This window comes from Paenibacillus sp. FSL R7-0273 (genome assembly GCF_000758625.1).
GTDB lineage: Bacteria > Bacillota > Bacilli > Paenibacillales > Paenibacillaceae > Paenibacillus_AQ.
Window position 1 is genome coordinate 7203247 of the sequence record NZ_CP009283.1, and the last position, 24963, is coordinate 7228209.

At 53.9% G+C, this 24963-nt stretch carries 18 protein-coding genes and 1 riboswitch; of the genes, 11 read left to right on the forward strand and 7 right to left on the reverse strand.

Features of this window, described 5'->3' with window-relative positions:
- Window positions 1–50 precede the first annotated feature (50 nt).
- The 4 genes from R70723_RS30965 to R70723_RS30980 are packed head-to-tail and all read left to right on the forward strand — an operon-like array spanning window position 51 to window position 4030.
- Window positions 51–1148: an iron-siderophore ABC transporter substrate-binding protein gene (locus R70723_RS30965; protein ID WP_372238254.1), complete on the forward strand. Its 1098-nt coding sequence runs from the start codon at window positions 51–53 to the stop codon at window positions 1146–1148.
- Window positions 1141–2181: a FecCD family ABC transporter permease gene (locus R70723_RS30970; protein ID WP_039877972.1), complete on the forward strand. Its 1041-nt coding sequence runs from the start codon at window positions 1141–1143 to the stop codon at window positions 2179–2181. Before R70723_RS30965 ends, R70723_RS30970 begins: the two co-directional genes overlap by 8 nt.
- Entirely contained in the window at window positions 2178–3215 is a 1038-nt protein-coding gene (locus tag R70723_RS30975; RefSeq protein ID WP_039877973.1) for a FecCD family ABC transporter permease, read from the forward strand. The genes R70723_RS30970 and R70723_RS30975 overlap by 4 nt, the downstream gene beginning before the upstream one ends.
- Window positions 3215–4030 carry an ABC transporter ATP-binding protein gene (locus R70723_RS30980; RefSeq protein ID WP_039877975.1) on the forward strand — a complete coding sequence of 272 codons (816 nt, stop codon included), beginning with the start codon at window positions 3215–3217 and terminating at the stop codon, window positions 4028–4030. The genes R70723_RS30975 and R70723_RS30980 overlap by 1 nt, the downstream gene beginning before the upstream one ends.
- Window positions 4031–4092: 62 nt before the next feature.
- Here R70723_RS30980 and R70723_RS30985 read toward each other — a convergent pair whose 3' ends face one another.
- The 5 genes from R70723_RS30985 to R70723_RS31005 all read right to left on the reverse strand — a co-directional run bounded on the left by R70723_RS30985 (window position 4093) and on the right by R70723_RS31005 (window position 11247).
- Window positions 4093–5484 carry an amino acid permease gene (locus R70723_RS30985; RefSeq protein WP_047171283.1) on the reverse strand — a complete coding sequence of 464 codons (1392 nt, stop codon included), beginning with the start codon at window positions 5482–5484 and terminating at the stop codon, window positions 4093–4095.
- Window positions 5485–5623: 139 nt separating this feature from the next.
- Window positions 5624–5703, reverse strand: a riboswitch (glycine riboswitch).
- Between the two features lie 149 nt (window positions 5704–5852).
- A complete protein-coding gene (locus tag R70723_RS30990) occupies window positions 5853–7073 on the reverse strand; it encodes an MFS transporter (protein WP_039877976.1) in 1221 nt (406 codons plus the stop codon).
- Between the two features lie 384 nt (window positions 7074–7457).
- A complete protein-coding gene (araA, locus tag R70723_RS30995) occupies window positions 7458–8882 on the reverse strand; it encodes an L-arabinose isomerase (protein WP_039877978.1) in 1425 nt (474 codons plus the stop codon).
- Between the two features lie 54 nt (window positions 8883–8936).
- A complete protein-coding gene (locus R70723_RS31000; protein WP_039877979.1) occupies window positions 8937–9632 on the reverse strand; it encodes an L-ribulose-5-phosphate 4-epimerase in 696 nt (231 codons plus the stop codon).
- Window position 9633: 1 nt separating this feature from the next.
- Window positions 9634–11247, reverse strand: a complete 1614-nt coding sequence (locus tag R70723_RS31005) for a xylulokinase (protein ID WP_039877980.1) — start codon at window positions 11245–11247, stop codon at window positions 9634–9636.
- A gap of 259 nt (window positions 11248–11506) precedes the next feature.
- On the opposite strand from R70723_RS31005, the gene R70723_RS31010 reads away from it, so the two are divergent.
- Window positions 11507–12592 carry a GntR family transcriptional regulator gene (locus tag R70723_RS31010; RefSeq protein WP_039877981.1) on the forward strand — a complete coding sequence of 362 codons (1086 nt, stop codon included), beginning with the start codon at window positions 11507–11509 and terminating at the stop codon, window positions 12590–12592.
- Between the two features lie 278 nt (window positions 12593–12870).
- Here R70723_RS31010 and R70723_RS31015 read toward each other — a convergent pair whose 3' ends face one another.
- Window positions 12871–13614: a glycoside hydrolase family 16 protein gene (locus R70723_RS31015; protein WP_039877982.1), complete on the reverse strand. Its 744-nt coding sequence runs from the start codon at window positions 13612–13614 to the stop codon at window positions 12871–12873.
- A gap of 176 nt (window positions 13615–13790) precedes the next feature.
- Here R70723_RS31015 and R70723_RS31020 point away from each other — a divergent pair, with 176 nt between their 5' ends.
- From R70723_RS31020 to R70723_RS31040, 5 genes are all read left to right on the forward strand, one after another.
- Window positions 13791–14687 carry an ABC transporter permease gene (locus R70723_RS31020; protein WP_231574805.1) on the forward strand — a complete coding sequence of 299 codons (897 nt, stop codon included), beginning with the start codon at window positions 13791–13793 and terminating at the stop codon, window positions 14685–14687.
- A gap of 15 nt (window positions 14688–14702) precedes the next feature.
- Window positions 14703–15587: a carbohydrate ABC transporter permease gene (locus R70723_RS31025; RefSeq protein WP_039877985.1), complete on the forward strand. Its 885-nt coding sequence runs from the start codon at window positions 14703–14705 to the stop codon at window positions 15585–15587.
- 24 nt (window positions 15588–15611) lie between these two features.
- Entirely contained in the window at window positions 15612–17282 is a 1671-nt protein-coding gene (locus tag R70723_RS31030; protein WP_039877986.1) for an extracellular solute-binding protein, read from the forward strand.
- A 163-nt stretch (window positions 17283–17445) separates the two neighbouring features.
- Window positions 17446–19284 (forward strand): sensor histidine kinase, encoded by a 1839-nt coding sequence (locus R70723_RS31035; protein ID WP_039877988.1) that lies wholly within the window; start codon window positions 17446–17448, stop codon window positions 19282–19284.
- 6 nt (window positions 19285–19290) lie between these two features.
- On the forward strand, window positions 19291–20829 hold the full coding sequence (locus tag R70723_RS31040; RefSeq protein ID WP_039877989.1) for a response regulator: 1539 nt from the start codon (window positions 19291–19293) through the stop codon (window positions 20827–20829).
- A gap of 63 nt (window positions 20830–20892) precedes the next feature.
- Here R70723_RS31040 and R70723_RS31045 read toward each other — a convergent pair whose 3' ends face one another.
- Window positions 20893–22062, reverse strand: coding sequence for a cobalamin-independent methionine synthase II family protein (locus tag R70723_RS31045; protein WP_039877991.1), 1170 nt, complete (start codon window positions 22060–22062; stop codon window positions 20893–20895).
- A 252-nt stretch (window positions 22063–22314) separates the two neighbouring features.
- Between R70723_RS31045 and R70723_RS31050 the strand changes: the two genes are divergently transcribed.
- Entirely contained in the window at window positions 22315–24948 is a 2634-nt protein-coding gene (locus R70723_RS31050) for a family 16 glycosylhydrolase (RefSeq protein WP_039877992.1), read from the forward strand.
- Window positions 24949–24963: the final 15 nt, after the last annotated feature.

The following is a 24963-nucleotide window of genomic DNA, read 5'->3' on the forward strand; positions in this document are numbered from 1 at the left end:
TCGTTATCAAGTATTGTTAAATACACAATATAAAGGATGGGGTCACACAAATGAAACACATGAACACAACAAGAAAGTATACTTTCAGAACGCTGCTTGCTCCGCTTGCGCTTACACTTGCGCTGGTAGGCTGCGGTAACAACAATGCTTCAAATAGTGCGGCTTCCCCGACAAACGCTGCGGCTACCACTGCACCAGCTGCTACAGAAGCACCGGCTGCTACAGATGCCGTTCAATATCCGGTTACAATCAAAACTGCACTGGGCGAGGCTGTACTTGAGAGCAAGCCTGAGCGTGTAGTTACCATTCAATGGGGTAATCAGGACGTTGCCCTCGCGCTGGGTGTTGTTCCAGTGGGCTTCTCGGCAGCAAACTTCGGCGTTCAGGACGACAGCGGTCTGCTCCCTTGGACCAAACAGAAGCTGGACGAGCTGGGCGTAACCGATCCAAACGTATTCCAGGATACAGACGGCCTTGATTTCGAAGCGATCTCCGATGCTGATCCGGATGTCATTCTTGCCGCTTACTCCGGCATCACACAAGAAGACTTCGACACACTGAGCCAGATCGCTCCGGTGGTCGCTTACCCGGTCTCCCCTTGGACCACCACATGGCGTGAGCAGGTTAACCTGATTGCTGAAGGCATGGGCATGAAGGCCGAAGGCGAGCAGTTGATCAAGGACACCGAGGACCTGGTGAACGAAAAGCTGACTGCCTATCCGCAAATCGCCGGCAAAAAAGTCGTATGGGTTAACTTCTCCGCTGACGACCTGTCCAAGCTGCATATCTATGCGCCACTTGATTCCCGCGTCTCCTTCCTGTACGAGCTGGGAATGGAATATCCGGAAAGCATCACCAGCCAGATTACGGATCCGACAAGCTACTCTCTGAGCCTGAGTTCCGAGAACGTAGAAGCACTCAACGATGCAGATTTGATTATCGGATATGGCAATGACGAACTACTGAAGGCTCTTCAGGCAGATTCCCTGCTGGGCAAAATCCCTGCGATTGAGCGCGGTTCAGTTGCTTTCATCGACAGCGATACACCGCTTGTTGCTGCCGGAACGCCTAACCCGCTGCCTATTGCCTACACTATTGATGAGTATCTGAAGCTGATCGGCGGAGCTATCGACAAGATAAATGAATAGTTCTGAGACTTCTGAATATAAAAAGCCAGCCCTGCATACCCCGCGGAATTTCACGCTGGTCCTGATCCTCTGCTTCATCCTGCTTGGCTTATGCATTGTCGCCTCGCTGGCCTTGGGCTCGCGTGTGACCAGCTTAAGAGAGCTGCTCGACGGTTTATTTCATCCGGACGTGCAGTCCTTCGGAGCCAACGTAGTCCGCAAGCGGATATCCCGGACAGTATTCAGCATAATGTGCGGTGCAGCGCTCGGCGTATCCGGGGCGCTTATGCAATCGGTCACCCGCAATCCTATTGCGGACCCGAGTATACTGGGAGTCAATACCGGCGCTGCCTTGTTCGTAGTGTGCGGAATTGCCTTTCTAAACATAAGCTCAGCCAGCCAATTCATTTGGCTGGCTTTGGCCGGAGCTGCGCTTACTGCAGTATTCGTATTCGGAATAGGTTCAATGGGGCGTGGCGGAGCCACCCCCATTAAGCTCGTTCTGGCGGGTGCTGCGACAAGCGCGGCCCTTTCGTCTCTCGTCACTGCCATCATGATCCCGCGTTCCTATGTTATGGATAAATTCAGGTTCTGGCAGGTGGGCAGCGTCGGTTCAGGAAGCTGGGATAACATCTCCACCTTCATCCCTTTTCTGATCGCCGGCATGCTGATTGCCGTGCTGACAGCGCCTGCGCTGAATGCGCTGGCCCTGGGCGATGATGTCGCCACCGGACTCGGTGTTAAGACAGGCTTTCTGCGGTTTACCGCCGCTCTCGCAGGAGTTGTCCTTTGCGGTGCAACAACGGCGCTTGCAGGCCCGATCGGTTTTATCGGCCTTTTATCCACCCATGTTATCCGCCTTATTCTGGGCCCTGATCTGCGTTTTGTCATTCCCATGTCGGCGGTTGCCGGAGCTATTATTCTTACCGTAGCCGATGTCGGCGGCAGGCTGCTCGGCAGCCCCGGAGAGCTTGAAGTCGGTGTTGTGACAGCGTTCATCGGAGCACCGATATTAATCATATTAGCTATGAGATCGAAAGTGCGGTCCTTATGACAAATCATCTACCTTCAACCGAATTTATCATGGCTGGCAGACGGCAAAGACGCCGCCGCTGGATACTGGTTACCAGCCTTTTGGGCGTTCTTGCCTGTGCACTCTGTATAGCTATGCTGCTGCTCGGAAATACCATCTATCCGCTTTCGGAGGTAATCCGGGCCCTTTCGGGAGAGCAGATTAAGGGCGTTTCCTTTGCTGTGAGTACAATCCGTCTGCCGCGGATGCTGGCCGGCCTGTTTGCCGGATTTGCTTTTGGCGTTGCAGGCTACACCTTCCAGACGATGCTGCGTAACCCGCTGGCTAATCCGAATGTCATCGGGATTACGTCCGGCTCCAGTGCGGCTGCTGTGTTCTGTATTGTTATCCTTCATGCCGGCGGGGCTGTGGTTTCTCTGGCCGCTGTCCTTGCCGGTCTGGCTACTGTCATTCTGATCTATATCCTGTCCAGAGGAAGAACCTTTTCCATCGGGCGTCTGATCCTTGTTGGTATTGGCGTACAGGCGATGCTCGATGCCATAATCTCCTATCTTCTGCTGATCAGCTCGGAGAAGGATGTACCTACAGCTATCCGCTGGCTGACCGGCAGTCTCAACGGCTCGCAGATGAGTGAGCTGCCTCCGCTTGTGCTTACAGTAATCATTTGTGCGCCTATCCTAATTCTGCTGGGCAAGCACCTTGATATTCTGGAGCTTGGGGAACAATCTGCATCCTCACTTGGCGTACATACGGACAAGACCCGGATCCTGCTGATTGTCGGCTCTGTCTGCATGATTGCTATAGCCACTGCAACAACAGGTCCGATAGCCTTTGTCTCCTTCCTTTCGGGACCGATTGCCAAAAGACTGACCGGGGCCGGCTTCTCCGGCATTGTCCCTTCAGGACTGGTTGGCGTTGTTCTGGTTCTGGCGGCAGATCTGATCGGCCAGTTCGCCTTCGTGACCCGCTTCCCGGTAGGTGTAATCACCGGGCTGCTCGGAGCGCCGTATCTGATATACCTGCTGATCCAGATGAACCGGAAGGGAGAATTATAATGAATCAGGCGCATACTTTTAAAGTCGAACGCCTCGTAGCAGGCTATGAGAATAAAACGGTCATCCAGGATGTCAGCCTTGTGCTGCCGAGCAGCAAAATCAGCGTCATTATCGGCTCCAACGGCTGCGGCAAGTCCACGCTCCTGAAGACGATGGCCCGGCTGATCAAGCCCTCCTCCGGCACCATTACGATTGACGGAAAGCCGCTTGCCAAAATCGCCTCTAAGCCCCTGGCCCGCACGGTCGGAATGCTGCCGCAGTCGCCGATTGTTCCGGAGGGAATTTCCGTAGCTGATCTGGTCGGCCGGGGCAGATTTCCGCACCAGTCGCTCTTCGGCAGCTGGAGCAAAAAGGACTATGAGGCCGTTGCCGAAGCGATGGAGATTATGAAGATTACGGAATTCGCCAATCATCATATTGATGAGCTGTCCGGCGGCCAGCGCCAGCGCGTCTGGATCGCCATGGCACTGGCGCAGCAGACCGATATCCTGTTCCTTGATGAACCGACAACGTTCCTCGACATCACCTACCAGGTAGAGATTCTGGACCTGCTGACCGATCTGAACCGCAAGCACGGCACTACCATCGTCATGGTGCTGCATGATATTAACCTGTCGGCCCGGTATGCCGACCATATCTTTGCCCTTCATTCAGGCAAGCTGGTTGCTGAAGGCACACCGGATAAGGTTATTACGAGCACCCTGGTCAAAGACATCTTCGGACTGGACTGCGCGGTAATCAAGGACCCGGTTGCCGGCTCGCCGATGATCGTGCCCAAGGGACGCTATCACGCCGATTATGTGCCTGTTCCTTAGCGGATACAGATAGCCCGATATAAATAAAACCACCCCGGTTAACGGAGTGGTTTTTATTGTGTCTACAGCTGGATATGGTTCCCGGCACCGGTATTAATTCCGGTCTCCCCGCGGCTCTTCTGCTTCCTGCTTCTCACCAGATACAGGACGAACAGCAGGATGAACCAGACCGGAGTGAACAGCAGCGCCGGACGGGTCTCCTCGGCAATCAGCATAATGATCAGGATTGCTGCGAACAGCGCCAGAACCATATAGTTAACTGCCGGAGTGAACGGTGCCTTGAATTTGGAGGCAGCCTGCAGGTCCGGACGGTTCCGCTTGTATTTGATGTGGCATACCAGCACTACGCCCCAGACCCAAATAAAGCAAATGGCGCTGACCGTAGTCACAATGCCGAAGGCCTGCTCCGGAACCAGCTTGCTCAGCAGCGCACCGGCTGAAACAACCAGTGTAGAAATGAACAGCGAATTGGCCGGCACATGATTTTTGTTCAGCTTGCCGAACCGGGCAGAAGCCTGATCCTTGCGGCTCAGATTGTAGAGAATCCGGCTGGTCGAGAACATCCCGCTGTTGCAGGCCGACGCAGCTGAGGTCAGGACGACGAAGTTGATAATCCCGGCAGCAACCGGAATACCCACGAGGCTAAAGGTTCTTACGAACGGGCTCTCCGCCGGGCTGAGCTGGGTCCACGGGTTAACGCACAGCAGAACGAACAGCGCGCCAACGTAGAAGAACAGAATCCGCAGCGGGATTTTGTTAATCGCTGACGGGATATTTTTCTCAGGATCAGCCGTTTCTGCCGCCGACACCCCTACGAGCTCTACACCGACATAAGCAAACACGACCATCTGGAAGGAGAACAGGAAGCCTGTGATGCCGTTAGGGAATACTCCGCCATGCTGCCACAGATTGCGGACCGTTACCGCTCCTGCATCTGTCTTGAAGCCCATGACGAGCAGGACAATCCCGAGCCCGATCAGGGCAAGAATCGTAACCACCTTGATTAATGCGAACCAGAACTCCAGCTCGCCGAAGCTTTTGACGGTCAGCAGATTAAGTCCCAGCAGAATAATCAGACAGATGACGGCAGGTATCCACTGCGGGATATCAAACCAGTATTGCACATAGACCCCTACCGCAATGACATCGGCCATCGCCGTCATAATCCAGCAGAACCAGTACGTCCAGCCTGTGACAAAAGCGGCCTTAGGCCCTAAATAATCCTCAGCTATATCCGTAAAGGACTGGTACCCCGCCTTGGACAGCAGCAGTTCCCCCAGTGCCCTCATTACAAAAAACACAGCGATTCCCACAATCAGATAAGTGAACATGATCGACGGACCCGCCTTTTCAATCGCCCGCCCTGATCCCAGGAATAACCCTGTTCCAATCGTTCCTCCAATTGCGATTAACTGTACGTGCCGGTTAGCCAGCTCTCTCTTTAACTCTGCCATGCCTGTTTCCCCCTTATGATTACAGCCTGCTGCTGCCAATAAAAAAAGAGACTGGATACGATCATCCAATCTCCCGGCTCATAAGAATATCAAACACTACCCGCCCTGCGGGCAGCAGCCCGCAAGGCAGATAAATATTCAGTACTCTTCTGTCCTTTTGCCTGAGATTGTGAACCCTTCGGCGCTGCGGTAGCCCGCAGTCTCTCCAGAAGCTGCTCCTGCTATAGTGTGATCCATAGCATTCATAGCCTGTAGTGTATTAAGTTGGTGAAGCGTTAATGCATTCTGATATTCTAACATATTACTCGCGGTGTGAGTATTAGAGCTGTGAAAAAAGTCTCATTGCCAATTTTATACTTAACGTGCGCCTAACCCTGTACCTGCTCCTCCTCAGCCTTTCCGTAAAACTTGAGAAAAACAATGATACCGATCACCGCTACAACGATGCCCGACCAGAAAAACCACACCTGCACCCCGTACCGGTCTGCAACCGGCCCGGCCAGGGCCAGCCCGATTGGAGAAGACAGCATCCCGATGCTGGAAACGAGCGAAATGACGCGCCCTAACGTTTCCGGCTCGTAAGCCTTCTGGATCATAGCCATATAAGGGCCGTTGAACAGCGGCGCAGCAGCGCCCATGAAGAAGGAAAGCACAGCAAAGGCCACGAAGGCTCCGCTGCCGACAACTCCGCTCAGCAGACAGGTCAGGCCGATAATAACAAGGCTTACGCTCATATAGGTGGAGTCACGCCACTTGGAGGACAATACCGACAGCAGCACGCCCCCGATGATCATGCCGATGCCGAATACCGCCTCTATAACACTCGCGCTGTATCCGCCCCGGCCAAAGTGCTCCAGCGTCATCAGCGGGAACAGCATGGCCAGCGGCATGAAGACAACACTAAAGCCTGCCATGGCAATCGTAATAAAGACAATCTGCTTAGAGGAAACAAAGGTCCGCCAGCCGAGAATGAACTCCTGCCGGAAGGACGGTGCCTGCACCACTTCCGGCTTCGGCTGATGAATCTTCACCATCAGCAGCATGACGTTAGCGATCAGTGCGCCCGCCACATCAAGCAGCAGCACGGTTCCCAGCGATGTAGCCGAGTATACGGCGATCCCAAGCGCCGGTCCCAGGATGCTGGAAGCGGAGAAGACCATCTGCTGCCAGCCCGCTACCCGGGTTAACTGGTCCTCCGGGGCAATCAGCGGGACGGCCGCCTGGAAAGACGGCGCGTGGAACGAAGAGGCCACGGAGCGGATGAACAGTACGACATACACAACCCACAGGCTCGGGTCGCCCCATAAATAGTAAGCGCCCAGGATCAGGCTGGTGACAGCAATCATGCTGTCGGAGATGATCATGGTCCGCTTGCGGTTCCAGCGGTCCAGCCAGACGCCGATGAACGGCCCCAGGATGGCCTGCGGCAGGAAGCCGACCAGCCCGGCGATCATCAGCACAGAGGCTGACCCTGTCGTTTCTGTCAGATGCCAGATAATCGAGAACTGCACCATCGATGAAGTCAGAATCGAGAAAATCTGACCGCTAAAGATAAAAGCGAATGTCCTCTTCCAGTGCATATGATTCATAAATTGTACCTCCCAAAAGTAAATGGATTTCGTTTCTGAAGCAGCCAAGCCGTTAGTCAAAAAAAACAGACTCAAGTCCAGTGGGCTTGAGTCTGCTTGCTTTACGCGTCGGAACAGGGCATAGCCAAATAAGGCTCTGCATATAAACCGTCAGGATTACGGCCTATGTCCATACGTACAGATAAGCAACCCAAAAAAGCCCACCTTAATGGTGAAAATTGCTCTTTCGGGTACTCATCTCAAGCGCATGGATGGGGTCATAGCCGCAGTCCTCCTTTTCATAGTTAGCCGTATCTTATCATCGGGAACAGAAGCTGTCAAACCTAAAAAAGCGACAAAAAAAGCAGGCAAGCCAACGCTTACCCGCTCCTCTGAATAATTAGATTATTTAATGATTACATATTCCAAGCCTACGAGCTTAGCGTAGCTGACGATCTGGTCGGTAGTCAGGTTCAGGGAAACCACGGTGTGGTGACCGCCGCCGTTCTCGATCCAGGCCTTCACTCCGTCCTGGAAGTTAGGCTTAACTTTCCACAGAACACGCGCTACCGGAAGGTTAGGAGCTGCAACCTCTGGCTCAAATGCTTCCACTTCATTGATCAGCAGCTTGTAGTGTGTGCCGAAGTCTGCCATCGATACAACAACGCCTTCGCCTGCTTTGCCGTCAAATACGAGGCGGGCCGGATCTTCACGGTCGCCGATACCCAGCGGTGATACCAGCACCTTAGGCTTGCTGCTTGCCAGGCTTGGATCAACCTCAAGCATGTGGGACTGCAGAATCGCTTCCTTGCCTTCTGCCATTTCATACGTGTAATCTTCCATGAAGCCGGTGTTCACGTTGTGGGCCATTACCTTCAGCAGGCGGTCAAGGGCAGCCGTCTTCCAGTCGCCTTCGCCGGCGAAGCCGTAGCCTTGTGCCATCAGGCGTTGTACAGCCAGACCCGGAAGCTGCTTCATGCCGTGCAGGTCTTCAAAGTTCGATGTGAAGGCATTGTAGCCGCCGTTATCCAGGAAACGCTTCAGGGCGATTTCGTAGCTGGCCTGAACCTTAACGCTCGCTTCCCATGCTTCCTTGCTGTAGCTGCCGTAATCGAAATCGTACTGCTCTGCATATTCAGCGAACAAGGCATTGATCTCTTCTTCCGTTACTTCGTTTACATAAGCAACAAGGTCGCCGATACCGAAGTAGTCAACGGTCCAGCCGAACTGGATCTGAGCTTCTACTTTATCGCCTTCAGTAACCCCTACATTGCGCATGTTGTCGCCGAAGCGGGCAACCTTGATGTTGAAGCTCTCGTTGTAAGCAACCGCTACGTCCATCCACTCGGCAATTTGCTTCTGTACATTAGGGCGCTGCCAGTAGCCTACAACCACTTTATTCTGTTTGTTCAGGCGGGCATTGATGAAGCCGTACTCACGGTCACCATGGGCAGCCTGGTTAAGGTTCATGAAATCCATGTCGATCGTTGCCCAAGGAATGCTCTCATTGTACTGGGTAGCCAGGTGAAGAAGAGGCTTCTGCAGCAGCTTGGTGCCGCGGATCCACATTTTGGCCGGGGAGAAAGTGTGCATCCAGGTGATTACACCCGCAACCTCATCACGGTAGTTAACTTCCTTCATGATGGTGGTGATTTTGTCCGCGCTGACTGCCAGATCCTGCAATACAAGCGGGTAAGGCAGAACGCCGCTGTTATTCAGTGCATCGACCATTTCCTGGGCGTGGGCCTTAACTTCTCCGAGTGCTTCTTCTCCGTACAGATGCTGCGATCCAACAACGAACCAGAACTGCTTGTCACTAACTGTTGTCATTTATATTCATCCTCTTCTCTTAAATTGTGATAGTAGGGTAATCCGTACCCAATATTACTTCTGGCCGTAGTAGGCATCCTTGCCGTGCTTGCGCAAATAGTGCTTATCCAGAATCCGCTGCGGCAGCTCCTCGGCGAAATGATTCAGCTCACGGGCAAAATGGTTCATCTTAGCCACTTCCTCCAGCACCACACTGTTCATAACAGCGGAATGGGCATCCTTGCCCCAGGTGAATGGTCCATGACCCTTCAGCAGTACGCCGGGAACCGCCATAATATCAATGCCCCGCTGCTCAAACGTCTCGATGATTACATGCCCTGTCTCTGCTTCATACCCGCGGTCAATCTCCTCTTGTGTGAGGAACCGGGTACAAGGTACAGCGCCGTAGAAGGTGTCAGCATGTGTAGTTCCCATAACCGGAACATCAAGGCCCGCCTGCGCCCAGACGGTTGCCCACATGGAGTGCGTATGCACAATGCCGCCGATTTCCTTGTAATGCTTATACAGCACAGCATGGGTCGGTGTATCTGAGGAAGGTCTAAGATCGCCCTCAACAACGTTACCGTCAAAATCGACAACGACCATATCGCTGGCTTTCATTTTCTCATAGCTGACTCCGCTTGGTTTAATGACGAACAGGTTACGCTCACGGTCAACCGCGCTGACATTACCCCAGGTGTACTTGATAAGTCCTTGCTTAGGCAGATCCAGATTGGCCTGGAATACCTCTTCCTTCAATTGCTCTAACACATTAACCCCTCCCGTTCTCTATCAGATGATCTACAGCAGCCTGCTCAATCGCCAGTCCTTCCACATACCGCTCCATAAAGAGCTCAAAGCCCTTAACGTCAGCTGCATCCGGATGAATGACCTGTCCTTCCGTATCCTTAAATACCTTGTTATCGAGAAAATCGTCCAGACGCTCCTGCTGCTCCCTGTTCTGCATGAACGCGGCCAGAATCGCCATCCCCCAGGCACCTCCCTCGCTGGCTGTTGCCATTACGGAGACAGGTACGTTCATCGAGGCAGCCACGATCTTTTGTCCGACCACAGGTGTTTTGAATAAGCCGCCGTGCGCCAGAATGCTGTCGATTGCGACATTCTCCTTCTTCGTGAGGATGTCCATCCCGATCTTCAGCGCGGCAAAAGCGGTAAACAGGTGCGTACGCATAAAGTTAGCCAGATTGAAGCGGCTCTCAGGCGAGCGTACGAAGAGAGGGCGTCCCTTCTCGATGCCTGTAATATTTTCCCCGGAAAAATAACCGTAGCTCAGCAGACCGCCGCCGTCGGCATCCGCCTCAAGCGCCTTGCCAAACAGCACGCTGAACAGCTTGCCGGAATCCGCCTGGAAGCCCATAGCCTCCGCAAACTCACGGAACAGGCCAACCCATGCGTTGATGTCACTGGAGCAGTTATTCGCATGCACCATCCCTACCGGACTGCCGTCCGGCGTAGTAACCATATCAATCTCCGGATACACAGCGGACAGATCGTTCTCTAGCACGATCATCGCGAACACAGAGGTACCTACAGAGATGTTACCGGTGCGTTTTCTTACACTATTGGTAGCAACCATGCCTGTTCCGGCATCACCCTCAGGAGGGCACAGTGGAATACCTGCCTGCAAGTCCCCGGACACGTCCAGAATCGCAGCACCCGCTTCAGTGAGTACGCCTGCCTGCTCGCCTGCATGATACACCTTTGGCAAAAGCTCTCCAAGCTTCAAAGAATAGCCCTTAGCTGCAATCAGCTCATCGAACTGCTTGACCATTGCCGGATTATAATCCTGCGCCGCTTCATCAATCGGGAAAATCCCCGAAGCATCGCCGATGCCGATTGCCTTCGTTCCGGTCAGCAGCCAGTGGATGTACCCGGCCAGTGTGGTTACAAAATCAACGTCCGGCACATGCTCTTCCTTGTTAAGAATCGCCTGATACAGATGGGCAATGCTCCACCGCTCAGGAATATTGAACTGGAATGCCTCAGTAAGCTCCTTGGCCGCAGCTCCGGTTGTCGCATTACGCCAGGTCCGGAACGGAACCAGCAGCTCTCCCTTGCTGTCAAAAGCCATATATCCGTGCATCATGGCCGAGAATCCGATCGACCCCACCTTGCTCAGGGTGACTTCGTATTTCTGCTGTACTTCCTGCTTCAATTCACTGTAGGCAGTCTGCAGGCCCTTGATGATATCATTCAAATCATACGTCCAGTATCCGTCAACCAGCTGGTTCTCCCACTCATAGCTGCCGGAGGCAACCGTCTCAAACTTCCGGTCAATCAGTACCGCCTTGATACGTGTGGACCCAAATTCGATACCCAGTGAGGTTCCTCCCTCAAGTATCGCTTGCCTGATGTTCTGATCCATGCCCACGTTACTCCTCCCTAAGCCAACCTGTTATAATTTTAACAATAAAAAGAAGGCGCTTCCCTTTAACAGCTCCAGTATATTTTTTGTTCGTACATTTGTCAATACAACTTGTAAGATATACATACAAATTAACTTTATGTTTATACATATGCGCTCATAGACTATAATAAGCTAATATCTGTGTTACAATATGTACGTACAACTTTTACACGGGTATTACATTCCGTTCTGAACTACCTCGAAAGAAGTGAGTCCGATGAAGACAAAATACCAGATTATTTTTGATGATATAAAAAGCAATATTCTATCCGGAGCCTATAGTGTGGGCGAACAGATTCCTACCGAGCTGGCCTTACAGGAGACTTATAACGTCAGCCGGCAGACGGTGCGCAAGGCGATTCTGGAGCTGTCTAATGAAGGTTTTTTACGCAGCGAAAAGGGCTCCGGCACCTATGTCAGCAGCCAGTTCCGTTCCAAAGCGGCAGGCGGCTCCAGCAAGCGGACGATCGGGGTCATTACCACGTACCTCTCAGATTATATCTTTCCTTCTATTATCCGCGGGATTGAGGGGCGGCTGAATGAGGATAATTATTCGCTGCTGCTGGCCAGCACCAATAATGATGTAGCCCAGGAGAAGAAGGCGCTGGAGATGATGCTGTCCTTCGGGGTCGACGGCCTGATTGTGGAGCCTACGAAGAGTAACCTGTACAATCCTAACATCGCCTACTACCTGTCCTTCAAGGAGCAGGACGTGCCGTTCATCATGATCAATGCGTATTATGAGGAGCTGGAGGTGCCGTTCTTTTGCCTCGATGATGTGCAGTCCAGTTATCTGGCTACCAAGGAGCTGATCTCCAAGGGCCATACCCAGATCGGCATCATTGCCAAGATGGATGACCTGCAGGGCAAATACCGGATGAAGGGCTACATCAAGGCACTCGGCGAAGCGAAGCTGCGGTTCCATCCCGAGCAGGTATTGTCCTTTGATACCGAGACGAAGCAGGTGCTGCAGGGCAGCCTCAAGACATTCCTGAGCGAAAATAGGGACATGCTGACAGCCATCGTCTGCTACAACGACGAGGTCGGCCTGGAGGCAGTAAATGTATGCCGCCAGCTGGACATCTCCGTCCCGGAGGACCTGTCCATCATCGGCCAGGACAATTCCTACATTGCCAAGAATGCCAACATCAGGCTGACCACCCTGACCCACCCGCAGGAGCAGATGGGCCGCGACGCCGCCGAATGGGTAATCAAGAAGCTGCAGGGTAAGAAAGACCTGAGGAACAGCACCTACTACCAGCCGGTGCTGGTGGAGGGGGAGACGGTGCGGGAGCTGGAGTGAGGATTTGATGTGCAGAGAAGTGTAAAAGGTACCCGGTTGGGTACCTTTTTGGTTGGGCCAAGCAAGCCCGGGGATGGTAGCGCCGAGATTAGAGGCACTTTTGCCTTTCCTTTCGGCTATTTGGCCGTCTGAGCCGAAATCAGAGGCACTTTTGCCTTTCCTTTCGGCCATTTGGCCTTCTGGGCCGAAATCAGAGGCACTTTTGCCCTTCATTTCGGCCATTTGGCTGTCCGGGCCGAAATCAGAGGCCTTTTTGCTCTTCATTTCGGTCACCGGCCTCACTCATACAGCCAAATCCCAGCCACCGTCATCACCCCTGGCAGGCTGTCCTCATCCACCGCTACATTGTTGTCGTACCAGCCGCCCAAGGCCAGGTTGAGGATCAGATAAAACGGCTGGTCGAACGGCATACCGGGCTCCAGCCGGCGCTCGGCGAAGCAGTGGCCGTCCACCAGCCAGCGGATGGAATCCGCACTCCACTCCAGGCCGTAATCACGGAACTGGCTGATCGTACCGTCCGCAAGCTCATGGGTAAATTCCTCGACTACCTTGCTGTCCAGATCCTTGCCATAGTGCAGCGTACCGGCAATCTCCCGGGGCAGGCGGCCCTTGGCCTCCAGCATGTCCAGCTCGCCGGACGCCGGCCACGGGCCGTAGGCGTAATCCTGCGGCATCAGCCAGATTGCCGGCCACAGGCCCTGGCCGACAGGCAGCTTGGCCCGAATAACTAATTTTCCGTAGCAGAAGGAGAAATGGTTTCTTGTATCAAGTCGGGCTGAGGTATAGCTGAAGCTCCGCCCGTCCTGCTCTATTTTTTCACGGCATGCCCGAAGGTTCAGCCCTTGCTCATCAAAGTACAGATTATCGGCACGGCCTGTATAAAACTGCTGCTCATTATTGCCCCAGCCCGGATAGACGGGCTTATCATTCAGGTCGAGCAGATCATTGCCCGTCCGGATGTTCCAGAGGCTGAGATCGCCCCCGTTCTTTACAAAATCCTGTTCCCACACCAGCTTGCTCATCGCTTGGCACACTCCTCTCATGTAAACACAGCATACTGCACTTCGGTAAAACGGATATCGGAATCCAAAAAATTGGGATGGCGGCAAAAACGGTGGCCTTTTTTTCCTGCGCCTTTTTTCTTACGATGAAGAGGAAAGGGGGGACATAAGACATGGTTCGATTCCGGGGGGAACAAATGAAAGCGTTTTTTAGACAGTGGCAGCTGCAAAGCATGGTTATTCCGGGCATTGTCTGGATGGTTATTTTTTGTTATCTTCCGATGTTCTGGCTCGTTATCGCCTTTATGGACTACAGTATCGCTAAGCCCATGCTCGAGTCACCGTTTGTCGGGCTGAAGCATTTTGAGGCCTTCGTGAGCGATGACCGGTTCTGGCGTTCGATCCGCAATACACTGGGGATGAGCAGCATCAAGCTGATCTTAGGCTTTCCGATTCCGATTCTGTTCGCGCTGCTGCTTAATGAAATCCGCAGCTTGCGCTTCAAGCGTACGGTGCAGACCATATCGTATCTGCCGCATTTTATCGCTTGGACGATCTTCGGCGGGATTGCGCTCAACTGGCTCGGCGAAGGCGGGGTGGTCAATCAGCTGATGATGGCGATCGGGCTGCAGGACCGCGAAATTCTTTTTAACAGTGATGCCAAATACTTCTGGTGGATTACCTTTTTTACCGATACGCTGAAGGAAACGGGCTGGAGTGCCATTATCTACATTGCGGCTATCTCGGGCATTGATCCCGGATTATATGAAGCTGCGGAGCTTGATGGTGCAGGGCGCTGGCAGCGGATGTGGCATATTACCGTGCAGAGCATCCGTCCGACGATTGCCATCCTGTTCATTCTCGCGGTGAGCGGTATTCTGGGCAGTAATTTTGAACAGATTTTTATGCTGAAAAACAACATGAACATGAAAATGGCGGAAAGCCTCGACCTGTACATTTATAACATGGGGCTTGTGTCAGGGCGGCATTCCTTCTCCACAGCTGTACTGTTTGCCCGTTCCATCGTGGCGCTGGGGCTGCTGTTCATGGCGAATCAGACATCCAAAAAACTGACCGGGGACAGTATCTTCTAGAAAGGGGGCAGACCGGTGAAAAGACGCATAGGCTTAAGGAGCATCGGCGTATTTGAAGTCTGCAACACCCTAGTAATGCTGGGGGTATGCTTTCTGACGCTGTACCCGATGTGGTTCGTGCTGATTAACTCGCTTAACGCGCCGGAGCAGGCACTGCTGGGCACCGTCAACTGGTTCCCGGAGCAGCTGTCGCTGGCCAGCTACAGTGTTGTTTTTAATGATAAAACGATGATGAACGGGTTCCTGATCACCACGCTGCGTACCATAATCGGCTCGGCGGCACATGTGCTGTTCACCGCCATTATCGCTTATGGCCTGAGCAAGACGACGCTGATCGGACGCAAGGTGTACATGAAGGTGGCCCTGGTGACTATGCTTTTCTCAGGCGGACTCATTCCTACCTTTATTCTGATGACGAAGCTGGGGCTGTATGATAACTTCTGGGTGTTCGTCATTCCCGGCATGTACAGCTTTTTCAATATGGTGATCTTCATGAGCTTCTTCCGCACCATTCCTGATAGTCTGGAGGAGTCGGCCAAAGTTGACGGGGCATCGGATTATGGTGTGCTGTTCCGGATTGTACTGCCCAACAGTATGGCTGTAATCGCTACCATCTCGCTGTTCTCCGCCGTTTATCACTGGAATGACTATTATCAGGGCGTTATTTATATCCGTTCGCAGGACATTTTACCGCTGCAGACGATCCTGTACAAAATCATCGCCGAAAACTCCATGTCGTTCATGCAGCAGCAGGCGATGGCCCAGTTCGGGGCAAGGCTGCCCGGCAACTCGATCAAGTTCGCCTCCATGATGGTGGCTACACTGCCGATCCTGCTGTTCTACCCCTTCATTCAGCGTTATCTGGTCAAAGGGGTTATGATCGGCGCAATTAAGGGATAACCAAACCGAAAGGATGATCTTCTAATGAAGCGTAAATCCGTTAAAAGAAGCCTGACCCTGCTGCTGACGGCAATGCTCTCGTTGTCATTGGCCGCCTGCAGCGGCAATTCCGCCAATAACGAAAGCGCCCCGACGGCGGCACCTCCGGCTGATGCTACTGCTGCACCGCAGGAAGAAGCCACACTGAATCCCGATGAGCCGGCCTGGAAGCTGGACACCAGCCCGATTGACCTGACCTGGTTCGTCGGAGCCAACTGGTACGCCCATTCCTGGGGGGAGAGCCTGACCTCGAAATACGTTACGGAAAAAACCGGCGTCAACGTCAAGCTTGAAGTGCCTTCCGGTGAAGCGAATGAGCATATCACCCTGATGATGACCTCCGGCCAGCTGCCTGACCTCATCTCCATGGGCTCCTGGGAAACCGCTGTCAAAAAGCTCTGGGAAGGCGATCACGTCTTCGCCCTGAATGAGCTGGCCGACCAGTACGATCCTTATTTCTACAAAGTAGCCGGCGACGGCACGCTGAAATGGTACCGCCAGGAGAATGGCAACACCTACGGGGTTCCGAATGATTCCTATAGCCCGAATCTGATGCATGAGACCGGCATGACGGCGGCCAATCAGACCTTCCTGGTGCGGAAGGACCTGTATGAGGAAATGGGCAGCCCGGACCTGAGCACACCGGAAGGCTTCCTTGGCGCATTACAGCTGCTGAAGGATAAGTATCCTGAATATAAGGGACAGCCGATGAGCCCGTTTTTTGCCCAAGGGAATGTGCCCTACGGGATGACTGAGTATCTGCAGAATCTGCTCGCTGTTCCGCATGAAAAAGACGGCAAGGTGTATGACCGCGTAACCGATCCCGAATACCTCACCTGGCTGAAAACCTTCCGCACCGCTTACGAGCGCGGACTGATCAATGTCGACTTCCTCGTGGATTCCGATACACAGGTGGAGGAGAAAACGAACAATGCCCGCTATTTCATGATGATCCGTGAATGGACCGGTATGACGGCGGTCAATCCGCTGCTGGCTGCAAGCGCCAACCCGGATTCCTACTATATCGCTGTAGACGGCCCGCAGAACAGCAAAGGCAACAGCGCCAAGCTGTTCCCCGGCAACATGGACGGCTGGATGGTCACGATGATCAGCAAATCGACCAAAAACCCGGAACGGGCGATCCGCTTCCTCAGCTATCTCGCCAGCGAAGAGGGGCAGCAGGATCTGTTCCTCGGCAAGGAAGGCGAAACCTGGGAGACTGTGGACGGCAAGCCTCAGCTGAAGGCAGATATGGTGAACCTGATTGCAAGTGATATCGAAACACTGGAGAAGCAATACGGTGTGCTGGATACGTACTGGATGATGCGTAACCCGGTTATCGTGAACCAGTGGAGACCGGAGAAGGCACCGGTAATCAAGCAGATGGAGGACTTTGCTAATGCCCAGGCTGATATTGACAGCGGCATTTATAAGGGCCTTGACCCGCTGGGCGATTCCGAGGTTGCGGTAGCCTGGTCACGGATTTCGCAGAACTGGGAGGAAGTGCTGCCGGAGCTGATTACAGCCAAGGATGAGGCTGCTTTTGACAAGGTGTTTGCAAGCTTCCTTGAGCGCCGTGACGAATACGGCTTCCAGCAGGTAACAGAGTTCCGCCAGGCTGAGCTGGATGCACGGAAGACCAAAATGGCGAATTAGTTAATAGAGATGCCGGCTGCCCGAGGGCGGCCGGTATTGCCTGCTTATACAGAGCCTTTTGCAGCGCCTGCTGTGGAGTCTGCTGTGAATAGGCGCATTTTGCTGATTGCCTGCCTGTATTTTTGTAATACATGGTATATTACAAATATGGGGAGGTATGGGAATGAAGGCCGTACAGACAACAATAAGGAAGCTTTACCGCAATTCACGGATCTCACAGAAGCTGTTTCTGGCCTTCAGCCTGATGATTGCGATCCCGGCCATTGTAATATCCTTTCTGTTCATCCGCACACAGGAGGCCCAGCTGTACAAGGATGCCATGGCCGAGGGCAGCAGTCATGTGTCCCGCCTGGAGGGGCAGCTGCGCAGCCGGCTGACGATGCTTGAGAACGCTTCCTCAACCGCGCTGACACAGAAAGGCTTCGTGGATTTCATCCACTCTGACATGCAGGCTGACGGTCTGCAGCTGGTAAAGTTCCGGCAGAACCAGTATGAGCAGATGCATAATATCATCCAAAGCTACGATCTGGTCAGCCAGCTCAGCTTCTATGTCGATAACCCCGGCCTGCATGAGATATGGCCGGAAATCTACCGCTATGACCGTTTCTGGCCGCAGGATTACTGGATGACGCTGCGTGAGGAGAACGGGGCGGCGTTCCGCTTATTTTCCCTGCAGGAGGGGGAACACACTTTATCTTACTATAGACTGGTCCGGCTTCAGGGCAAGCAGAACGAACGGCCGACCATTATGGAGATCCGGGCCCGGCATAGCGCGATTTTCAGCGATTTGCTGGAGGAGAGGGACGGCAGCTTTTTCTCCGTCGTTATGGATGGAAGCCAGCCTTCCCGCAGCGTATTTAATACCGCCCATGCGTCGGCTCTCGTCGCAGACGGGCAGCTGGACGATATCCTTACCCGCGTTCACAGCCGGCTGGATGTGCTGCAGCATGATGAACCCGTTCAGATCACTTCCGGCGATCAGACCTACTATGCATTGTACCGGTATATCGCACCGCTGAACGCCTATATCGTCGACATCACCTCCCATCAGGAGCTGATGAAGGGGCCCCGGAACTGGTATTTTCTTGTGGTGGCTATTACGCTATGCGTCCTGCTGATGATGATGGTCATGATCTCCTATATGACCCGGCGGATCTTTCGCCGGCTGGAGATGGTGCTGGCCTCTATGCGCAAGGTGCGTCAGGGCCAGCTGGATGCCAAAATTCATACCGGACTTAGCGATAGTGATTCCGGTGATGAAATTGATTATGTCGCTGTCAGCTATAACAGCATGCTGGACGAAATCCAGCGGCTGATGACCCAGGTGGTTGATAAGCAGCTAATAGCCAAGAATGCACAGCTCCATTCCCTGCATTCGCAGATCAACTCCCACTTCCTGTACAATGCGCTGGAATCGATCCGGATGCGCGCGGAGGTAGAGCGGCAGCCGGCCATCGCCGGAGCGCTGGTATCGCTGGGCTCACTGCTGCGCTACAGCATGCAGTGGCGCGGGGATACCGTCAGCCTGGGCGATGAGCTGGCCAATATTCACAGCTATATCCGCTTCATTAACTTTATGGAGGGAAGCAGCCTCGAGCTGCGTGCCGAGCTTCTGCCTGAGGTGCTGCGCTACCCGATCCCCAAAATGTGCATGCAGCCCATTGTTGAGAACGCCGTGCATCATGCGGCGCCTCCGGGAGGGAGCGTAGCCATCGAAATGAACGTGAGGGTAGAGAACAGCTTCATGCTGCTGATTGAAATCCGTGACAACGGCACCGGCATTGATCCGCAGACACTCAGCCGCCTGCAGGAGGAAATGGCCGATGAGTCCGACCGGCCGATTGTCGCCAGCCGCAACGGGCTGGGGCTGGCTAATGTGCATAAACGGCTGCAGCTGCATTACGGCAAAGGCAGCGGGCTTTCGATTGAAAGTGTACAGGGTGCCTACACCAGTGTCACCATACGTTTGCCTTGGGAGCAAGTCAATCTGGGAGGATGGTAGAAGTTGATGAACCTGCTGATTGTGGACGACCAGAAGCATATCCGCGACGGGCTGCAGGCAATGGTGAGCCAGTTCCCGCAGCAGCCGGACAGTATCTTTAGCGCGGCCAACGGTATTGAAGCGCTGCAGCTGCTCCGCCAGTACAGCATCCAGCTTGTCATTACCGACATCCGCATGCCCGATATGGACGGCCTTGAGCTGATGGCAAGGACCCGGGAGGAGCAGCTGACCGTCGATTACCTGATCATTAGCGGCTATGGCGATTTTGCTTATGCCCAGAAGGCAATCGGCCTGGGAGCAAAGGGTTATCTGCTCAAGCCTGTGAACCGCGAGGATCTGCAGGCCTCGGTGGAGCATGTGTGGCAGGAGATCATGACCCGGCAAGCGCTATCCCGCGATATGGAGCAGCTGTCCCGGATGGCCCGGGAGACGGACCGCAAGGAGCTGAGCCTGTACATGCAGGGCTCGGCCTACGACGAAGCGTGGACTTTCGGGACGGAGCAGCAGCATCCGGAGCTGTGGGCCAGCTACCGGCTGTGCCTGCTGAGCGAAGAGCGGCGGATCAACCAGCCGGGCGCGAGCAGCGCCCACAGCATGGAGTCGCTAGCCTACAGCGTGTACGGCAGCGGAGGCTGCATCTGCCTGCAGCGCCGCCCGCATCTGATTCTGGCGGTAGACGCCGCCGCAGATACGGGGAAGCTGCCCGAGGCGCTTAAGGCTGCGCAGATCGCGGCGACAGCGGCCATAACCGGGCCGCAGCAGGGCTTAAAGGCGCTGCCCGGTGCCTACACCGAGGTGCAGGAGCTGCATAAGCACAGCTATCTGTTTCCTGAGCTGCGCTGCATTCTGCCTGAGAAGACGGCAGGGCTGGTGCAGCAGTGGCAGCTCCCCCATGAGGAGCTGTACGCCCTGTTCCGGTTCATCGGAGCGGATAGCGGCAGCCGGATCACCGAAGGCATCTCTATGCTTTTTCATAAAAATGTACTGCAGCGCTATCACATCGGCTATACAGAACGGCTATGCCGGGCGGTGGTGCAGATGCTGGAGGAGTACGAATGGGTAATCCGCCCCTACATGGGCGAGGATGCGCTGGATATCGATCCGCTGCGCAATCTCTATGATCATCCGGGTATCCGCGAATATATTCAAGCGCTCCAGCAGCAGATGCTGCGGCTAAGCCAGTTCTATCACGAATTTAAGTGCAGCTACCGCAACTCCCAGGACCTAAACGAGGCAATCCGCTTCATCCACGAGAATTACCACAAACCGCTCGATCTGGCGATGGTATCCAACCATGTGTCGCTGAACTACGCCTATTTCTCCAACCTGTTCAAGAAAAACGTCGGCAAGGGCTTCGCCGAATACCTGCGCGATGTCAGGCTGGATAAGGCGCGCCGTCTCCTGGCCGAAACGGAGTATAAGATCGTCGAGATTACGCCGCTGGTCGGCTACGAAAGCTACAAAAGCTTCACCCGTGCCTTCCGCGAGGTCATGGGCATGCAGCCCACGGAGTACCGGCAGATGGTGCGGCGCAAGCAGGGGTAGCGGACGGTTTTCACAGAAAAAAGGCCTTAATCCAGCGAAGCGCTGGACTAAGGCCATCTTTTTTTATACAGACTGGGTCTGCCAGTATTGCTTGGCAATCCGCTGCCCTTGGTTGATTTTTGCCCATTGCTCGTCTTCTGTCAGCTCATTACCGCCGTCGCAGGAGGCAAATCCGCATTGATGGGAGAGGAACAGCCGGTCTTTATCAATAATCGTCGCTGCTTCATTCAGCAGTCTGACTACGCGCTCTTCATCATCAAGCGTATTGGTCTTGGAGGACAGCAGGCCGAGTACAATCTCGGTATCCGGGCGATCCTTGAAGACAGCGAGAGCCTCAAGCGAACCCGCGCGCTCATCATCCCACTCCAGGAAAAAGCGGTCATACTTCAGCTGCTTCAGGAACAGGTTGGCGATCTTAACGTACGAGCCCCCGCCCATGTTGCGGGAATCATAATTGCCGCGGCAGTTGTGCGTCCATACCTTCAGGCCAAGGCTATGTCCGTAATCAATCACGGTGTTGTTAATATCAATGAATTCAGTGGCAAGCGCCTGTACTTCCTCCTGATTGATATTTTCGCCGGTATACGGGGAGTTTGGGTTATCGTCTGCAAAAAGCTCCCACAGGCAGTCGTCGAACTGAATGATTTTTCCGCCAAGAGCCGCAAATTCCCCCACGAATTCCTTATAGGCCTTAACGAGGCCGGCTTTCAGCTCCTGTCTGTTCTTGTAAACGGCATCCTTGCCGCCAATGTTGTCAGACCAGGACAGCTCTCCAAAAATATGCGACGGTGACGGAACGCACAGCTTCGTTTCACGGTCACCGGCATGCTCCTGGAACTCCTTGAATATTTTGATAAAATGATGGTTCTTCCCGCTCAGCTCACCTGTAATCCGCAGGCCGATATCCTTGCGCGTCTCATATTTAGAAGTGCCGTCTGTATCCCGGAAAAAGTACCCGTGATCCGCGATATAACGCTCAATTCCTTCAAAGCCCCAGACAAAATCCAGATGCCACATCGATTTGGAATACTCACCGTCCGTGATTACCGAAAGACCGTGTTCGATTTCCTTATTCACTACATTCTTAATCGCCTCAGCCTCGCAAGTCTCATAACCCGCAAAATCCTGATAAAACGGATAGCTGATATCATCCCGGTGCTCGATCTGCGTTTTATATTTTAACAGCTCCGACGGCCGTAACAGGCTGCCTACAATTTGAAATTTATTACACATGATAGAATCCTCCTCCGTTATGCTCACATCAAATTCTTCGTGCTGTGATTGTAGCATGCGGCTGAGGCCGGCCGATAACATCTAAATGTCATATCTGGCTATAGGGAGGGGCTATAGCTCCCCAAAACCAAAATATTGGGCCTGTATATAAAATCCTGTACCTTTTACCGGGCCAGCCCATTCGCTAGAATGAAGATGTACTCTATTGTAAGCGGTTTCCATAATGCCAGACTATTCTAAAGGAGGGCAAGTATGAAACGATTGTATAAGGCTGAGCTCCGGTTCTCGCGTAAGGTTTGGAGTCTGTTTCTCGCGCTCGTAATGTTATCGGGCATAGGGTTGCTACCGGCTTCTAAGGTTCAGGCAGCGGCTACTACGGTATCGTCTATGGCTTATTTCTCGGCGGCAGACGGGCCGGTCATCTCCAAATCAGGTGTAGGACAAGCCAGCTACGGGTTTGTTATGCCAATATTCAATGGCGGTGCTGCAACCTGGAATGATGTATCCGGCGATGTCGGCGTCAAAGTGAAGAAAAATGGCAACTGGGTAGACATCGACAGCGCAGGCGGCTTCGTCTACAACCAGAACTGGGGGCACTGGAGCGACGGCGGCGCGAACGGCTACTGGTTCACGCTCAGCACGACCACTGAAATTCAGCTCTACTCCAAAGCCAACAGCAACGTTACACTGAATTACACATTGGCGTTCCAAAACGTTAACACGGCGACCATTACGTCGATGGCTGCCACACAGGGGCCGGTGCTTACTGCAGGCTTTACTGGCAGTGCGGGCTTTACGTATCCGGTGTTCAACAATGATCCGAACCTCATCTACGCCGCAGTAGCCCAGGATTTGAAGCTGTCCGTTAAGCCGGTCAGCAGCAGCCAGTGGGTTAACATCGACAACAATGCGGCCAGCGACTGGATCTATGACAGCAACTTCGGCCAGTTCACCGAAGGGGGCGGCGGCTACTGGTTCACAGTAACGGAATCTATTAACGTGAAGCTGGAATCCAAAACCTCAGGGGCCAGCCTGGTCTACACGATCAATTTCAGTCAGCCGGTCCGCAATTCGTATACGCTGTCCGCCTACGACAGTAATACGACTTACACAGCTGACAACAGCGGCTCCATCGGCTTCCCGCTCCCGAAAATTGACGGAGGCGCGCCGATCGGCAGCGAGCTGAATAAATTCGTCTATCAGATTAAAAAAGCCGGCGTATGGGTTGATCTCAGCAGCTCCGCCCAAAGCGGCTTTGTCTATGCAGGCAACGGGTACAATAACATGTCCGCCGCCAACCAGTGGGGATACTGGGCTGACTATATTTACGGCCTGTGGTTCCAGCCCATCCAGGAGAACATGGAAATCCGCATCGGCTATCCGCTGAACGGACAGACCGGCGGCAATGTTGGCACCAACTATGTCTATTACAACTTTATCGGTAATCCTAACGCTCCCCGCCCGGATGAATCTGACCAGGAGGACATTGCTATCGGTACGCCAAGCGACCCGGCCATCGCCGGCATGAACCTCATCTGGCAGGATGAATTCAGCGGCACCGCGCTTGATACGAGCAAATGGAATTATGAGACCGGCTATTACATCAGCAACGACGTGAACAGCTGGGGCTGGGGCAACGCCGAGCTGCAGCATTATACCAACAGCACGCAGAACGTGTTCGTGTCCGGCGGCCAGCTGAACATCCGCGCCCTGAACGACCACCGTTCGTTCCCGCAGGACCCTAACCGGTATGCGGAATATTCCTCCGGCAAAATCAACACCAAAGATAACCTGTCCCTCCAGTACGGCCGGGTAGACATCCGCGCCAAGCTGCCTACCGGTGACGGCATCTGGCCGGCGCTCTGGATGCTGCCTGAAGATGCCGCCTACGGCGCCTGGGCCGCTTCCGGTGAAATCGACATTATGGAAGCCAAAGGACGGCTCCCTGGTACAACCAGCGGCGCGATCCACTTTGGCGGTCAGTGGCCGGTGAACCGCTACATTGCAGGAGAGTATCATTTCCCGCAAGGGCAGACATTCGCGAACGATTACCACGTCTATACGATGGTATGGGAAGATGACAATATGAAATGGTATGTGGACGGCCAGTTCTTTTTCAAGGTCACCCGCGAGCAGTGGTATTCGGTAGCCGCACCAAACAATCCGAATGCACCATTCGACCAGCCGTTCTACCTGATCATGAACCTGGCAGTCGGCGGACATTTTGACGGCGGCCGGGTACCGGCAGCGTCTGACATTCCGGCTACTATGCAAGTGGACTATGTACGCGTGTATAAGGAAGGCACCGGCGGCAATCCGGGTAACCCCGGCAACGTTGCGGTCAGCGGAGTCACAGTGACACCGGCGTCCCCACAGATTGAAGTCGGTCAGAGCGTTCAGCTGGCCGCTAATGTAGCGCCTTCGAATGCTACCAACAAGGCAGTCAGCTGGTCCGTTTCCAACCCGGCGGTTGCTTCCGTTAATGCCAGCGGCAGCGTAACCGGACTCGCGGCGGGCACCGTTATGGTAACCGCCACAACCGCAGACGGCGGCAAAACCGCCTCCAGCACCATCACCGTCGTAACCCCGCCGCCTGTCACCGTAGTCATCGGCGATAGCGTACGCGGCCTGAAAAAGACCGGCAATAACCTGCAATTCTACGTCAACGGCGCAACCTTCGCCGACCTGCACTACAAAATCAACGGCGGCGGCCAGATCAATGTAGCCATGACCTCTACCGGCAACGGCAACTTCACCTACCCTGTGCTGAACCTCCAGCAGGGCGACACGGTGGAGTACTTCTTCACCTACAACCCGGGCCAGGGAGCACTCGACTCCCCTTGGCAGACTTATGTGCATGGGGTGACGCAGGGGGTGCCACAGTAAGGTCCGCAGCCGTGG